The following is a 13,951-nucleotide window of genomic DNA, read 5'->3' as shown; positions in this document are numbered from 1 at the left end:
CCCCGAGGACGAGGAGCCCGCGCCGTGACCGACCGCATCAGCCACTGGATCGACGGCAAGCCCTTCACCGGCGCGGCCGGGCGCACCGGCGACGTGTACGACCCCGCGACCGGCCAGGTGCGGGCGAAGGTGGACTTCGCGGGCCAGGCCGAGGTCGACCAGGCCGTGGCGGCGGCCGCGGCGGCGCTGCCCGGGTGGCGCGGCACGTCGCTGGCCGGGCGCACGCGGGTGCTGTTCGCCTTCCGCGAGCTGCTTTCGGCGCGCAAGCACGATCTCGCGAAGATCATCACGAGCGAGCACGGCAAGGTCGAGTCCGACGCGGCCGGCGAGGTCGCGCGGGCGATCGAGAACGTCGAGTACGCGTGCGGCGCCGCGCAGCTGCTCAAGGGCGGCTTCAGCGAGAACGCGTCGACCGGCGTGGACGTGTACTCGATCGCGCAGCCGCTCGGGGTCGTCGGCGTGATCTCGCCGTTCAACTTCCCGGCGATGGTGCCGCTGTGGTTCGTGCCCAACGCGCTGGCCTGCGGCAACACCGTGGTGCTCAAGCCGAGCGAGAAGGACCCGTCGGCGGCGCTGCTCATCGCCGAGCTGCTCGCCGAGGCCGGGTTGCCTCCGGGCGCGCTCAATGTGGTGCACGGGGACAAGGAAGCGGTCGACGGCCTCCTGGCCCACCGGGACGTGAAGGCGATCTCGTTCGTGGGCTCCACGCCGATCGCGCGCTACGTCTACGAGACCGGCACGAGCCACGGCAAGCGCGTGCAGGCGCTCGGCGGCGCGAAGAACCACATGGTCGTGCTGCCCGACGCCGACCTCGATCTCGCCGCCGACGCCGCCGTGTCGGCCGGCTTCGGGTCGGCGGGGGAGCGGTGCATGGCGGTGTCGGTGGTCGTGGCCGTCGACCCGGTGGGCGACGAGCTGGTCGCGAAGATCACCGAGCGGATGGCGCGGCTGCGCGTGGGCGACGGCCGCGCACCGGACTCGGAGATGGGGCCGCTGGTCACGAAGGCGCACCACGAGCGCGTGACGTCCTATGTGGACGCCGGCGTGGCCGAGGGCGCCGAGCTGGTGGTGGACGGGCGCGGCATCGAGATCGAGGGCGACGGCTTCTGGCTCGGCCCGACGCTGTTCGACCGGGTGGGCCCCGGGATGTCGGTCTACACCGACGAAATCTTCGGCCCGGTGCTGTCGGTGGCGCGCGCGGCGAGCTTCGACGAGGCGCTCGGCCTGGTCAACGCCAGCCCGTACGGCAACGGCACGGCCGTCTTCACCGGCGACGGCGCGGCCGCGCGGCGCTACCAGAACGAGGTCGAGGTGGGCATGGTCGGCGTGAACGTGCCGATCCCGGTGCCGGTCGGCTACTACTCGTTCGGCGGCTGGAAGGACTCGCTGTTCGGCGACACCCACGCGTACGGGCCCGAGGGGTTCCACTTTTTCACGCGCACGAAGGTGGTCACCTCGCGGTGGCCGGACACGTCGCACGCGGGCGTGAACCTGGGCTTCCCGAAGAACACTTGAGCTCCTGGCCCGGGGAAGCTTCGCGGGGTGCTTCACCCGGGCCAGGTCGTGGCAGTCTCTTGAACTGGGGGGTCGCCGGATCGGGTGGTTGCCGCGTTGGGCCGTTCGGGCGTAAAGTGAACTGTACGTTCAGTTCACTTTTGAAGGAGAACGTTCCATGTCAGCACAGCCCGCGAAGTCGTCCGGCACGTTCGCGATCGGCGGGGACCTGCCCGTCGTGCGGCTCGGGTTCGGCGCCATGCAGCTGCCCGGCCCCGGCGTGTGGGGCGAGTCGCGTGACCCGGAGGGGGCCGTGCGCGTGCTGCGCCGGGCCGTCGAGCTCGGGGTCAACCTCATCGACACCGCCGACGCGTACGGGCCGTTCGTGGCCGACCTGCTCATCCGCGAGGCGCTGCACCCGTACGCCGACGACGTGGTGATCGCCACGAAGGCCGGCTTCACGCGCCAGGGCCCGAACCAGTGGACGCCCGTCGGCCGGCCGGAGTACCTGCGCCAGCAGGTGGAGCTGAGCCTGCGCCACCTCGGGCTCGAGCGCATCGACCTGCTGCAGCTGCACCGCATCGACCCGAAGGTGCCGGTCGCCGAGCAGGTCGGGGAGCTCGCCACGCTGCAGAAGGAGGGGAAGATCCGGCACATCGGCCTGTCGGAGATCTCCGTCGACGAGCTGGTCGAGGCCCAGAAGACCGCCACGATCGTGTCGGTGCAGAACCGCTTCAACCTGGCCGACCGGCACTCCGAGCCGCTCCTGGACCACGTGACGGCCGAAGGTATCGCGTTCATCCCGTGGTTCCCGCTCGCCACGGGTTCGCTGGCCGGCCCCGACAGCCCGCTTTCGCAGGTGGCGAAGGAGCACGGTTCGTCGCCTTCGCAGCTCGCGCTGGCGTGGCTGCTCAAGCGCTCGCCGGTGATGCTGCCGATCCCGGGCACGTCCAGCGTCGAGCACCTCGAGGACAACGTCGCGGCCGCCGAGATCGAGCTGACCGACGACGAGTTCGCGGCGCTGAGCGACGCCGCCGCTCGATGAGTGTCTGGTTCATCACGGGCGCTTCGCGCGGTTTCGGTCTCGAAATCGCGCGGGCGGCTCTGGAGCGCGGTGACCAGGTGGTGGCCACCGCGCGCCAGGCCGCGGCCGTGGAGAAGGAGTTTCCGGGCGACCCTTCGGTGCTGGCGGTGGCGCTCGACGTCACCGACCCGGCCCAGGCGTCCGCGGCCGTCGGCGCGGCACTGGACCGCTTCGGGCGCATCGACGTCCTGGTGAACAACGCCGGCCGTGGCCTGCTCGGCGCGGTGGAGGAGGCGTCGGACGCCGCCGTGCGCGCGGTGTTCGACGCCAACGTGTTCGGTCTTTTGTCGGTGACGCGCGCGGTACTGCCCGTGCTGCGGCGGCAACGTTCGGGGCACGTGGTGAACATCAGCTCGGTCGGCGGCTTCACCACCGGCCCGGGCTGGGGCGTGTACGGCGCGACGAAGTTCGCCGTCGAGGCGCTTTCCGAGGCGCTGCACGGAGAACTGGCGCCGCTCGGCGTGCACGTGACGGTGGTCGAGCCGGGCTACTTCCGCACGGACTTCCTCGACGCGTCGAGCCTGCACCGCGCGGACGAGGAGATCGCCGACTACGCCACCACTGTCGGTTCGATGCGTGCCGTGGCGGATTCCCGGAACCACGCGCAGCCGGGTGATCCGCGTAAGGCGGCTTTGGCGATCGTTTCGGTCGTGGGTTCTCCTTCGCCACCCTTGCGTCTGCAGTTGGGTGCCGACGCGGTGGGCCGGGTTTCGGCGAAACTCGACTTCGTGCGGGACGAGCTTTCCCGTTGGCGCGAGCTTTCGGTTTCCACGGACCATGGCTGAGTCACCGGTGCCTTCGCCGGTTTTGCCGCCCCGCAGCGCGCGCGCCCACGCGTGCGCGCTGTCGGCGGCGCGCGACCTGCTCGCCGAGGGCGGCCTCCCGGCCGCCACGGTCGACGCGATCAGCGCCCGGTCGGGCGTCAGCAAGGCGACGCTGTACAAGCACTGGCCGAGCCGCACCGCGCTGGCCGCGGAGGCCTTCGGCCGCGAAATGGCGGACGCCATCCCCCTGCCCGACACAGGGGACCCGCGGGCCGATCTGGAGGAGCAGGTGCGCCGGGTCTCGGCGTTCTACGCCGGCCCGACGGGGGAGGTCTTCGCGCAACTGCTGGCCGCTTGCGTCACGGATCCCTTGGCCGCGCCGTTTTTCCGCGAGTTCTTTTTGGACGGTCGGCGGGCGGCCATCTCCGTGCTGTGGCAGCGTCTGGTGGACGCCGGCCTGGCCTCACCATCGGTGACCGCCGAGACGGCGACGGACCTGTTGTTCGGTCCACTGATCTTCCGCCGCCTGACGGGCCACGCACCCCTGACGATCTCCGAAGCCGACGCGATCGCTTCGGCGGCGTTGGAGGGGCTGCTCAGGCGGGAATGACGTTGATGACCTGCTTGCGGTTGGGGATCAGGACCAGTGTGTTCTCCTGGTCCGGCTTGAGTTGCTCGTAGAGACTCTTGGGGAGCAGGGGGCGTCGGAGGCCGTCGAAGGCTGCCCAGTAGTACGGGTTGTTGCCGCGGCTGCGCTGGGTGTAGACGAGGATGGGGTAGCGGTCCGCCGGGGGTAGTGGCCGGTGGTCCTGCGCGTCGTGGGTGAAGCCGGTGAAGGTGACCACTTTGGCTCGGCGCACGATGTTGAGCCGGTAGAGGCAGTACCCCGCACACAACGCCATGCCGACCCCGATCGCCACGGCGGCGACGATGATGTCGGTGGTGCCGTAGGGCAGCGTGGCGAGGGCCCAGATGCCGAACGCGAACACGATCACCACGAGCCAGAAGGCGCTGTTGATGACGTCCCGGCGTTGGCTGGGGTGGAGCCGGCCTTCGCGGTTCGCGCGGGCGACTTCTTCGGGATCGGCTTTCACGACGGGATCACGTTGATGACCAGCTTGGTCTTCGGGTACAGGCACAGGGTGTTGTTCCGCTCGGGCTTGATCTTCTGCCACGTCTCGAGGTCGGTGTTGTAGGTCTTCCCCCCGACCCGGACCTCACACCGTTGCATCGTGTGGGTGGTGCCCTTTTCGAACCGCAGCCCGATCGGATAGGCGTCCGTGATCGGTGATCTGCCGAAGTCGTGGGCCCATCCGGTGACCACGGTGAGCGGCTTGTGCAGGTCGCGGTAGCGGCGGACGCACAACCCCAGGCACACGAGGGCGAGCACCACGATGAACGGGTACGTACCGATCGATTGCGCCCGGTTCGGACCTTCGAACACGTTCGTGGCCGTGGGCAGCACCACGCACACCACGGCCGCGATCCCGCCGACGACCAGGCAGAGCCAGAACGTGAAGTTGAGGACGATGCGGCGCTGGGACGGGTGGAGCCGCCCGGCGAGGTTCGCCGCGGCGACCTCCTCGACGGGTGCGGTCACGTGGGGATCACGTTGACGATCACCTTGCCGTTGGGGGTGAGGTAGATCGTGTTCTCGTGCTCGGGGCGGAATTTGCTGTGCACGTCAGCGTGTATTTGCATGGTCCGGCCGTTGAAGGTGATGCGTCGGAGCGGGTGGCCACCTCGGCTTTTCGAGGCATACAGCAGGATCGGGTAGGGCCTGAGCGGAGTTTTCCCGTATCCGACGTCGTGGGTGAACCCGGTGAAGGTCGTGATGACACCTCTGCGGACCACGAGCAGCCGCCCGACGCAGAACGCCGCGAGTGCCGCCATGGCGAGCACGACGACAGCGGCGTAGGCGTATCCGTATCCGACGTCGTAGCCGGGGATCCGTACCAGGACGTAGATACCGAACGCGAACGCAACGACGGCGAACCAGAAGTTGGGGTCGATGACCCTGCCACGCTGGGAAGGGTGGAGCCGCCCGCTCTTATTGAACCGGACGACTTCCTCTTGGTCGGTCTTCACGTCGGGATCACGTTGACGATCACTTTGCCGTTGGGGGTGAGGTAGATCGTGTTCTCGTGTTCGGCCTGGAACTTCGCGCGCATGTCGCGGTACACCTGGAATCGCTTGCCGTCGAAGCGGACGTAGTAGTGCGGGTTGTAGCCCTGGCTCATTTCGGTGTACAGCAGGATCGGGTACCGGTCGGGCAGTGGCCGGTGGCGTTCGACGTCGTGGGTGAAGCCGGTGAACCAGGTGAGCGTGCCTCGGCGCAGTACGCGCAGGCGGAATACGCAGAACCAGATCAGCAGTCCCATGATCACGATGACCGGAGTCGCGAGGATGAAACCCCAGCCCGCAGAGTATCCGGGGATGATCACGAGCACCCAGATCCCGAGTGCGAGCAGAACGACCGCGCCCCAGAAGTTGAAGTCCAGGATCATACCGCGTTGAGAAGGGTGAAGCCGGCCGCTGCGGTTGACGCGCGTGACTTCCTCCTGGTCGGCTTTCACTCGGGCGTTTCCTCGCCGCTGCCTTCGCCCTCAGCCTTGTGGGCCTTCTCGTAAGCCTCGGTGGCTTCGTTCTGGCGCGCGTACTGCTCGTTCTCCTGTCGGCGGCCCTCTGTGGCGACTCCGGTGGTGTCGGCCCAGTTCCAATCGGGAGTGCCGCCCTTCGCCGCTTTCCAGGCGTCGGGCTTCAGGAAGCTGCGACCGTCTTCGGAGATTTTGTCGCCGAGCTTCTCGACGTGGTCGTGGACCGGATTTTTCTCCGCAGACTCACTCCAGCGCTCGGCCTTCGCGGCGGCGCTCTCATCCACGTGCGGCCGGCCGGCTGCGCGGGCCGCGTCGGTGAGGTCGTTGCCCTTCTTCTCCATGTTGGCCGCGACGTCGACGCTTTTGTCGGTGATCTTGTCGGCGGCCTTGCCGACCTTCTTGAGCGCGTTGGTGGCCTCTTCGATGGCGCCGCGAGACTTGCCGGCGCTCTGGATCAGCTTCTCGAGCTTCTCCACGACCTGGGCGATCCGGCCGCTGATCTTCTCGGCGAGGATGCCGCCCTCGATGACCGTGTCGGCGATGAAGGCCGCGATCGTGCCGCCGAAGGTGCACCACGAGGCGGCGAGCGCGGCGATCGCCTTCACGATCAGTTCGCCGACGAACGACGAGATCATGTCGCGGATCAGGCCGCGCTCGGTGCCGACCAGCGCGGCGGCCACGTTCATGCCGATCGACGCCGCATGTGCCTGGCCGGAGGCGCCGCGCAGCGTCGCGGCGTAACCCTTGGCCATGTTCTGGTAGGCCGTGCCGCCGGCACCCTGGAAGTCCGGTGCCACCTTCGCGGCTGCCTGGTCGTATTGGGTCGCGCTCTGCTCGAGCTGTTTGGAGACGTTGTCCCAGGTCACGGCCTTCGCGGAGACGGCCTCCGGGTTGCCGGCCAGCTTGTCGAGACCCTCCTTGAGGAAGCTGATGTGCTCGATCAGCCAGCCCACGCCCGCGCTCGCCAGCGAGCCGAGTGGGTCCATCACGACGCCGAGCAGGTCCAGCCCGACCGTCACGGCGTCGGCTCCGAGGTTGAGCCAGTCCTTGCTGCGGAAGTCGGTGAGGCCCGACGCGATGTCGTTCAAGACGCCCGCGCCCGAGGTCTGGGAGTTGAGGTTGTCGAGCTCGTTGCTCGATGTGCCCATGTTCGAAGTGAAGCCACTCGGCGACTCGGACTCGGCGACGAGCGGGTTCTCCTGCGTCTCGGTCATTCAGGGAGCTCCTTGCCGAACGAGTTGATCGTGTTCTTCGAGGCCGTCTCGTGGTTGTCGTAGTGGTCGTGGGCCTGCTGGAGCTTGTCGGCGATGTCCTCGGCCGAGTCCGCGACGCTGTTGACGAGGATCGACGCGGCGGCGGTCCAGAGCTCCATCGCCGCGCCGAAGATCGAGCCGACGATGCCGAACGCGTCGTCGCCCATCGCCTGGCCTTCGACAGTCGCCTCGGCGGCCGTCTTCACGCCCTCCCCGATGTCCTGCACCTCACCCTTGTGGGTCTGCAACGCCGTGAGGTTCACCTGCTGTGTGCCGGCCATCAGTAGCCCTTCCCCAGGATCGAGCCGCCGTTGTAGTAGTCGTCGTCATCGGAGTTGTCGGCCGGCGGGCGGGCCGGGCGGGCGGGGCGCGAAGGCGGCGCGGGCGGGGCCGGAGGTGCCGGCGGCCGCATCCCCGGAGCCGGTGGGGCGGGCGGCGGAGGCACCGACCCCTCCTCATCCCGATTGAAGAATTGTCGCGTATCCCCCGAAGCCGGGGGCTGTTCCTCCGGCACTTCCGGCGTCGGAATCTGCTCGTCGAGGAATTTCATCGCGTCGCTGTTTTCGCCGATGAGCGGGGCCATGATGGCGTGCAGCTGTTGGGCCGCCTGGGCCTGCGCGCGGTGGGCGGTGGCGACGACGGCCGCGGCGAGGGCGCTGCGCGAGATCTCGTCGGCGCGGGGGCCGAAGCTGAGCTGCTGCAACGCGCCGCTGGTGTTGACGGTGACGGTGACCGCGCCGTCGTTGCTCGTGGCGGTGGCGGCGACGCGCTTGAGCCGCTCCTGGGCCTCCGCGGCCCGCTGCCCGATTTCGGCGATATCAGCGGTTTCGTCTGCGCGCCCGTTATTTTCCACGACTGCCCTCGGCTCTTGGGGATTCACCACGTTCTTCTGAGGCAGCAAACCGGTTAACGGTTCCCCTAGCAAGCGAAGATTTGAATTGTCCGGTTTATCGGCATTAAGGGTCTTTTGTCATTCTTTTACCTTCGCCTGCGCGGGGCCGCCGGGGCACGTCACGAGCCGGGTTGAGCGGCGGGCACTCAGGCTTCCGTAAACTCGTTGTGAGTAGCGGACCGAAAGCAGGGAGGTGCCGGTGGCGAACACGGACGAGCGTCGCTTCGAGGTGCTGCGCGCGATCGTCGCCGACTACGTCTCGAACCAGGAGCCGGTGGGTTCCAAGACGATCGTCGAGCGGCACAACCTGGGCGTGTCGAGCGCCACGGTGCGCAACGACATGGCCGCGCTCGAGGAAGAGGGGTACATCACCCAGCCGCACACCAGCGCGGGGCGGATCCCCACGGACAAGGGCTACCGGCTGTTCGTGGACAAGCTCTCGGAGATCAAGCCGCTCTCGGCGGCCGAGCGGCGGGCGATCACGTCGTTCCTCGACTCGGGCACCGACCTCGACGACGTGCTGCGCCGGTCGGTGCGGCTGCTCGCGCAGCTCACCCGCCAGGTGGCGGTGGTGCAGTACCCGATGCTCACCAACGCGGCCGTGCGCCACCTCGAAGTGGTGCCGCTCACGCCGGCGCGGCTGATGCTCGTGCTGATCACCGACTCGGGCCGCGTGGACCAGCGCACGGTCGACCTCGGCGACGTGCTCACCGAGGAGAGCGTGCTGCGCCTGCGCACCGTGCTCAACGGCGCGCTGGCCGGGCGCCGGCTCGCCGAGGCGGCGGCCCGCGTGGCCGAGCTGCCCGAGGTGGCGCCGGGAGAGCTGCGCGACAGCCTCACCCGCATCTGCACGGTGCTGATCGAGTCGCTGGTCGATCACCCGGAAGAGCGCCTCGTGCTCGGCGGCACGGCCAACCTCACCCGCAACGTCGCGGACTTCCCGGGCTCGCTGCGGCAGGTCCTCGAAGCGCTCGAGGAGCAGGTGGTCGTGCTCAAGCTGCTGGCCGCGGCCCGCAACCCCGGTGCGGTCACGGTTCTCATCGGCGAGGAAAATGAAGACGAGCAGATGCGCAGCACCTCGGTGGTGTCGATCGGCTACGGCCGGGACGACATGCTGCTGGGAGGCATGGGCATCGTCGGACCCACCCGGATGGACTACCCGGGCACCATCGCGGCCGTCCGCGCGGTGGCCAACTACGTGGGGCAGATCCTGTCCGGCCGCTGACGGCCCGGGCAGAGCAGAAGGAGAAGGCAGAAAAACGTGGCGAGGGACTACTACGGGATCCTCGGGGTGGCCAAGAACGCGTCGGATCAGGAGATCAAGCGCGCGTACCGCAAGCTGGCCCGTGAGCTGCACCCCGACGTGAACCCGTCGGAGGACGCGCAGCACAAGTTCGGCGAGGTGACCACCGCCTACGAGGTGCTCTCCGACCCCCAGAAGCGCAAGATCGTCGACCTCGGCGGCGACCCGATGGACTCGGGCGCGCGCGGCGGTGGCGGTGGCGGCGACCCGTTCGCCGGCTTCGGCGGGCTCGGCGACATCATGGACGCCTTCTTCGGCGCAGCCGGTGGCGGCGGCGGAGGTCGCGGCCGCGGGCCGCGCAGCCGCGTGCAGCCGGGCTCCGACGCGCTGATCCGCCTCGCGCTCACGCTCGAGGAGTGCGCCACCGGCGCCGACCGCGAGATCACCGTCGACACGGCCGTGGTCTGCGACCTGTGCCGCGGCGCGGGCACCGCGGAGGGCACCACCACCAAGACGTGTGACACCTGCGGTGGCGCCGGCGAGGTGCAGTCGGTGCAGCGCTCGTTCCTGGGCCAGGTCGTCACGGCCCGCCCGTGCCCGGTCTGCCGCGGCTTCGGCGAGGTCATCCCCGACCCGTGCCGCCAGTGCGGCGGCGACGGGCGCATCCGCGCGCGCCGCAACGTCACGGCCAAGATCCCGCCGGGCGTCGGCGACGGCATGCGCATCCGGCTCTCGGGCCAGGGCGAGGTCGGCCCGGGCGGCGGCCCCGCCGGCGACCTGTACGTGGAGATCGACGAGCTGCCCCACGAGGTGTTCGTGCGCGAGGGCAACGAGCTCCACTGCAACTTCCGCATCCCGATGACCACGGCGGCACTCGGCGCGACCGTGCCGATCACCACCCTCGTCGACGGCGACTACGAGCTCGACGTCGAACCCGGCACGCAGCCCAACACCGAGCTCGTGCTCACCGGCAAGGGCATGCCGCGGCTGCGCTCGTCGGGCCGCGTCGACGGCCGCGGCGACCTCCACGTGCACATCGACGTGGTGGTGCCGACCAAGCTCGACGAGGCCCAGCGCGACCTGCTCGTGGAGCTGGCCCAGCAGCGCGGCGAAGAGGTGCCCACGCTCGCGGCCAACGGCAGCAAGCACGGAGGCCTGTTCTCCAAGCTGCGCACGAAGCACCGCTGACCCGTGCCCGACACCACGCTGCCGGTCTTCCTCGCCACGGCCGTGCCCGATCGCGGCTCGGCCGTGCTCGACGGCGAGGAAGCCCGGCACGCCGCCACCGTCCGCCGGCTGCGCGTGGGGGAGCAGCTCGTGCTCTCCGACGGCGCCGGCGCGATGGCGCGCTGCGTCGTCGACGCCGTGCAGGCCGGGCGCGACGCGTCGCTCACGCTCACCGTCGTCGAACGCTGGGACGAGGAGCTGCCGGCGCTGCGCGTTCACGTCGCGCAGGCACTGGCCAAGGGCGATCGCGGTGAGCTCGCCGTGGAACTCGCCACGGAGGCCGGCGCCGACGCGGTGGTGCCGTGGCGCGCCGCCCGCAGCGTCGCCAAGTGGGAAGACGGCGCGCGCGGTGACAAGGCGCTGGCCCGGTGGCGGGCGACCGCGCGGTCGGCGGCCAAGCAGGCCCGCCGCGCCCACGTTCCCGAGGTCACCGAACCCGTCGACACCCGCGAGCTCGCCCAGCTGGCGGCCACGATGTCGCGCACGCTCGTGCTGGAATCCGGCGTCACGAGCCGGCTCACGGAGGTCGGACTGCCCGACACCGGCGACATCCTGCTGGTCGTCGGCCCCGAAGGTGGCATCACCGACGACGAACTGAGCACCCTCGAAGCGGCCGGCGCGACCACCGTCCGCCTCGGGCCGACGGTCCTGCGCACCTCGACCGCGGCCGCCGTGGCCCTCGGGGCTCTCGGCGCGCTGACCAGCCGCTGGAAGTAGCGGCGGCCAGGTACTGAAACGGCCACATTTTGCGGCGAGTCATGGCGCGATCACACTCCGAGCAGCTACGCTCGTCACCAACGCGCAAGAGGTTTGAGCGCGCTACTGGGTGGGTAACCCTGTCGCGCGCAGAAGACGTGCACAAGACTCCGCCGGGCACCTCCCCCCTCGGTCCGGCGGCGCCGCGGCCGCGGTGGGCCGACCCCCAGGGCCCACCGCGCCGCGGCATCTCCTCGTCGTCGGTTGACGTCGTAGATCCTTCGGATCTCCTTCGCCTCCCGAGGCGATGCGTGTTTCCCGGGGGCCGAGCCCCCGGAGCCCCGCGGTGCCGTGGTGACCAGGTGGTGACATGTTTCCCGGGGGCCCGAGGCCCCCGGAGCCCCCTGCGGTGCGGTGGTGACGAGGGAGCCGCTGTGGAGCAGGGTGACGAAGGAGCCCTGCGGAGCGGTGGTGACGAGGGAGCCGTCGTGGAGCAGGGTGGCGAAGGAGCCCTGCGGTGCCGCGGTGCGGTGGTGACCGGGTGGTGCTGACGGTGGGCGGGCGCGGGTGGTTTGTAGGGTGGGCGCATGAGTGATGCGGAGACGTTGTTCGAGCGGATCATCGCGGGCGAGATCCCGGCGGACGTGGTGTATCAGGACGAGAGCACGTTCGCGTTCCGCGACATCAACCCGCAGGCCAAGGTGCACGTGCTGGTGGTGCCGAAGAAGCGCTACCGCAACGTGGCCGAGCTGGCGGCGGCGGACCCCGAGCTGCTGAGCGCGGTCGTGGCCACGGCGCGGAAGGTCGCGGAGCTCGAAGGCATCACCGAGTCCGGGTATCGCGTGGTGTTCAACACCGACGGCGACGCCGGGCAGACGGTGTTCCACGTCCACGCCCACGTGCTGGGCGGCGAGCAACTGGGGTTGTTCGGGCGCCACGCCTGAAACCGACCTGCGTCGGAGACCGGCGAACCAGTAGCATCGGTCATAGTCAGAAGTAGTCAGGCGAAGCAGCAGAAAGCAGGCCAGAGGCCACGTGGCCGGAACCGCACAGGGTGGAGCCGCCCGACCCGACGCCGCCGCCGGCAAGGCCGCGCAGTCGAAGAACGAGGACGCCGCCCCCGTGGCCCAGTCCCGCTTCCCCATCCCCGAAGCCGCCGTGCTGAGCCTGCTCGGCTCTCGTGACGAAAACCTGCGCGTCGCCGAGGAGCTCCTCGCCGCCGACGTGCACGTCCGCGGCAACGAAGTCACCCTCACCGGCGCGCCGGCCGACGTGGCGTTCGCCGAACGCGTGTTCGCCGACCTCGTGCAGCTCGCCACCGGCGGCCAGCAGGTCGGCCCCGACACGGTGCGCCGCACCATCGGCATGCTGTCCACCGGCGACGCGTCCCCGGCCGAGGTCCTGAGCCTCAACATCGTCTCCCGCCGCGGCAAGACGATCCGGCCCAAGACGCTCAACCAGAAGCGCTACGTCGACGCGATCGACAAGCACACCATCGTCTTCGGCATCGGCCCCGCCGGTACCGGCAAGACGTACCTCGCCATGGCGAAGGCCGTGCAGGCGCTGCAGGCCAAGCAGGTCACCCGCATCGTGCTCACCCGCCCGGCCGTGGAGGCCGGCGAGCGCCTCGGTTACCTGCCGGGCACGCTCAACGAGAAGATCGACCCGTACCTGCGCCCGCTCTACGACGCGCTGCACGACATGGTCGAACCCGACTCGATCCCGCGCCTCATGCAGGCGGGCACGATCGAGATCGCGCCACTGGCCTACATGCGCGGCCGCACGCTCAACGAGGCGTTCATCATCCTCGACGAGGCGCAGAACACGACGCCCGAGCAGATGAAGATGTTCCTCACGCGCCTGGGCTTCGGCTCGAAGATCGTGGTCACGGGCGACATCACGCAGGTCGACCTGCCCAACGGCCAGAAGAGCGGCCTGCGCGTGGTCCGCGACATCCTCGAGGGTGTCAACGACCTGCACTTCTCCGAGCTGACCAGCCAGGACGTGGTGCGCCACCGGCTCGTCGGCGACATCGTCGACGCGTACGAGAAGTGGCAGGCGGTTCAGGACGCCCAGGAACAGCAGCCGGGCGGCTGGAAGGGCAACCGCCGATGAGCATCGAGATCGCCAACGAATCGGGCGTCGACGTCGACGAGGCGTCGATCGTCTCGGCCGCGCGCTACGCACTGGACAAGATGGAGGTCAGCCCGCTCGCCGAGCTGTCCATCCTGTGCGTCACGCTCGAAGTGATGGAAGACCTGCACGAACGCTGGATGGACCTGCCCGGGCCCACCGACGTGATGGCCTTCCCGATGGACGAGCTCGACTCGTCACGCCGCCCTGACGCGCCCGACGCGTCGCCGGCGCTGCTCGGGGACATCGTGCTGTGCCCGGCGTTCGCGAAGGACCAGGCCAAGACGGCGGGCCACGCGCTGATCGACGAGCTGCACCTGCTCACCGTCCACGGCGTGCTGCACCTGCTCGGCTACGACCACGCCGAGCCGGCCGAAGAACGCGAGATGTTCGGCCTGCAGAAGCGCATCCTCACCGAGTTCCAGTCGGCCGTGTCCGAGCTGAACCGCAAGAACGCGCAGCGCAACGCCGACGACCGCGTGCTCGGCATCGCGGGCCTGGACACACCGGTCACGCCGGTTCCCCCCGCCGCGCCGAAACCGGTCGAGGAAACCCCCTAGGCAGCGAT

At 69.6% G+C, this 13,951-nt stretch carries 17 protein-coding genes; 10 read left to right on the top strand and 7 right to left on the bottom strand.

Annotation, left to right across the window (positions count from 1 at the left end; translation table 11 throughout):
- Window positions 1–24: 24 nt before the first annotated feature.
- From VSH64_RS22590 to VSH64_RS22575, 4 genes are all read left to right on the top strand, one after another.
- Window positions 25–1,515 carry a CoA-acylating methylmalonate-semialdehyde dehydrogenase gene (locus VSH64_RS22590; protein WP_326837639.1) on the top strand — a complete coding sequence of 497 codons (1,491 nt, stop codon included), beginning with the start codon at window positions 25–27 and terminating at the stop codon, window positions 1,513–1,515.
- Window positions 1,516–1,672: 157 nt separating this feature from the next.
- Complete coding sequence (locus tag VSH64_RS22585; RefSeq protein WP_326837638.1) at window positions 1,673–2,539, top strand: aldo/keto reductase; 867 nt, start codon at window positions 1,673–1,675, stop codon at window positions 2,537–2,539.
- Complete coding sequence (locus tag VSH64_RS22580; protein ID WP_326837637.1) at window positions 2,536–3,363, top strand: oxidoreductase; 828 nt, start codon at window positions 2,536–2,538, stop codon at window positions 3,361–3,363. Before VSH64_RS22585 ends, VSH64_RS22580 begins: the two co-directional genes overlap by 4 nt.
- On the top strand, window positions 3,356–3,952 hold the full coding sequence (locus VSH64_RS22575) for a TetR/AcrR family transcriptional regulator (RefSeq protein ID WP_326837636.1): 597 nt from the start codon (window positions 3,356–3,358) through the stop codon (window positions 3,950–3,952). Before VSH64_RS22580 ends, VSH64_RS22575 begins: the two co-directional genes overlap by 8 nt.
- On the opposite strand, the gene VSH64_RS22570 is transcribed toward VSH64_RS22575, so the two are convergent.
- The 7 genes from VSH64_RS22570 to VSH64_RS22540 form a co-directional block, all read right to left on the bottom strand.
- Entirely contained in the window at window positions 3,939–4,436 is a 498-nt protein-coding gene (locus tag VSH64_RS22570) for a hypothetical protein (protein WP_326837635.1), read from the bottom strand. The genes VSH64_RS22575 and VSH64_RS22570 overlap by 14 nt on opposite strands.
- Window positions 4,433–4,942 carry a hypothetical protein gene (locus tag VSH64_RS22565; RefSeq protein ID WP_326837634.1) on the bottom strand — a complete coding sequence of 170 codons (510 nt, stop codon included), beginning with the start codon at window positions 4,940–4,942 and terminating at the stop codon, window positions 4,433–4,435. The genes VSH64_RS22570 and VSH64_RS22565 overlap by 4 nt, the downstream gene beginning before the upstream one ends.
- Window positions 4,939–5,430 carry a hypothetical protein gene (locus tag VSH64_RS22560; protein ID WP_326837633.1) on the bottom strand — a complete coding sequence of 164 codons (492 nt, stop codon included), beginning with the start codon at window positions 5,428–5,430 and terminating at the stop codon, window positions 4,939–4,941. Before VSH64_RS22560 ends, VSH64_RS22565 begins: the two co-directional genes overlap by 4 nt.
- Window positions 5,427–5,849, bottom strand: coding sequence for a hypothetical protein (locus VSH64_RS22555; protein ID WP_326837632.1), 423 nt, complete (start codon window positions 5,847–5,849; stop codon window positions 5,427–5,429). The genes VSH64_RS22560 and VSH64_RS22555 overlap by 4 nt, the downstream gene beginning before the upstream one ends.
- 65 nt (window positions 5,850–5,914) lie before the next feature.
- On the bottom strand, window positions 5,915–7,153 hold the full coding sequence (locus VSH64_RS22550; protein ID WP_326837631.1) for a hypothetical protein: 1,239 nt from the start codon (window positions 7,151–7,153) through the stop codon (window positions 5,915–5,917).
- Window positions 7,150–7,473: a type VII secretion target gene (locus VSH64_RS22545; protein WP_326837630.1), complete on the bottom strand. Its 324-nt coding sequence runs from the start codon at window positions 7,471–7,473 to the stop codon at window positions 7,150–7,152. Before VSH64_RS22545 ends, VSH64_RS22550 begins: the two co-directional genes overlap by 4 nt.
- On the bottom strand, window positions 7,473–8,093 hold the full coding sequence (locus VSH64_RS22540; RefSeq protein ID WP_326837629.1) for a YbaB/EbfC family nucleoid-associated protein: 621 nt from the start codon (window positions 8,091–8,093) through the stop codon (window positions 7,473–7,475). Before VSH64_RS22540 ends, VSH64_RS22545 begins: the two co-directional genes overlap by 1 nt.
- Before the next feature lie 190 nt (window positions 8,094–8,283).
- On the opposite strand from VSH64_RS22540, the gene hrcA reads away from it, so the two are divergent.
- The 6 genes from hrcA (at window position 8,284) to ybeY (ending at window position 13,943) form a co-directional block, all read left to right on the top strand.
- On the top strand, window positions 8,284–9,309 hold the full coding sequence (gene hrcA / locus VSH64_RS22535; RefSeq protein ID WP_326837628.1) for a heat-inducible transcriptional repressor HrcA: 1,026 nt from the start codon (window positions 8,284–8,286) through the stop codon (window positions 9,307–9,309).
- A 36-nt stretch (window positions 9,310–9,345) separates the two neighbouring features.
- Window positions 9,346–10,515 (top strand): molecular chaperone DnaJ, encoded by a 1,170-nt coding sequence (gene dnaJ, locus VSH64_RS22530; RefSeq protein WP_326837627.1) that lies wholly within the window; start codon window positions 9,346–9,348, stop codon window positions 10,513–10,515.
- Window positions 10,516–10,518: 3 nt separating this feature from the next.
- Window positions 10,519–11,271: a 16S rRNA (uracil(1498)-N(3))-methyltransferase gene (locus VSH64_RS22525; RefSeq protein WP_326837626.1), complete on the top strand. Its 753-nt coding sequence runs from the start codon at window positions 10,519–10,521 to the stop codon at window positions 11,269–11,271.
- A 566-nt stretch (window positions 11,272–11,837) separates the two neighbouring features.
- Complete coding sequence (locus tag VSH64_RS22520; RefSeq protein ID WP_326837625.1) at window positions 11,838–12,194, top strand: histidine triad nucleotide-binding protein; 357 nt, start codon at window positions 11,838–11,840, stop codon at window positions 12,192–12,194.
- A 91-nt stretch (window positions 12,195–12,285) separates the two neighbouring features.
- The gene (locus VSH64_RS22515; protein ID WP_326837624.1) at window positions 12,286–13,365 is read left to right on the top strand and encodes a PhoH family protein; all 1,080 of its coding nucleotides are present in this window, start codon (window positions 12,286–12,288) and stop codon (window positions 13,363–13,365) included.
- Complete coding sequence (gene ybeY / locus VSH64_RS22510) at window positions 13,362–13,943, top strand: rRNA maturation RNase YbeY (protein ID WP_326837623.1); 582 nt, start codon at window positions 13,362–13,364, stop codon at window positions 13,941–13,943. The genes VSH64_RS22515 and ybeY overlap by 4 nt, the downstream gene beginning before the upstream one ends.
- Window positions 13,944–13,951: the final 8 nt, after the last annotated feature.

The organism is Amycolatopsis rhabdoformis (genome assembly GCF_035918295.1).
GTDB lineage: Bacteria > Actinomycetota > Actinomycetes > Mycobacteriales > Pseudonocardiaceae > Amycolatopsis > Amycolatopsis rhabdoformis.
The sequence above is the reverse complement of the archived record's forward strand: the minus strand, read 5'-3'. Positions and strand labels throughout refer to the sequence as shown.

Excerpts from the sequence above, each read along its gene's own strand:
- VSH64_RS22585 (WP_326837638.1), top strand. The coding sequence starts at position 1,673 with ATGTCAGCACAGCCCGCGAAGTCGTCCGGCACGTTCGCGATCGGCGGG.
- VSH64_RS22580 (WP_326837637.1), top strand. The coding sequence starts at position 2,536 with ATGAGTGTCTGGTTCATCACGGGCGCTTCGCGCGGTTTCGGTCTCGAA.
- VSH64_RS22575 (WP_326837636.1), top strand. The coding sequence starts at position 3,356 with ATGGCTGAGTCACCGGTGCCTTCGCCGGTTTTGCCGCCCCGCAGCGCG.
- VSH64_RS22555 (WP_326837632.1), bottom strand. The coding sequence starts at position 5,849 with ATGATCCTGGACTTCAACTTCTGGGGCGCGGTCGTTCTGCTCGCACTC.
- VSH64_RS22550 (WP_326837631.1), bottom strand. The coding sequence starts at position 7,153 with ATGACCGAGACGCAGGAGAACCCGCTCGTCGCCGAGTCCGAGTCGCCG.
- VSH64_RS22545 (WP_326837630.1), bottom strand. The coding sequence starts at position 7,473 with ATGGCCGGCACACAGCAGGTGAACCTCACGGCGTTGCAGACCCACAAG.
- VSH64_RS22520 (WP_326837625.1), top strand. The coding sequence starts at position 11,838 with ATGAGTGATGCGGAGACGTTGTTCGAGCGGATCATCGCGGGCGAGATC.
- ybeY (WP_326837623.1), top strand. The coding sequence starts at position 13,362 with ATGAGCATCGAGATCGCCAACGAATCGGGCGTCGACGTCGACGAGGCG.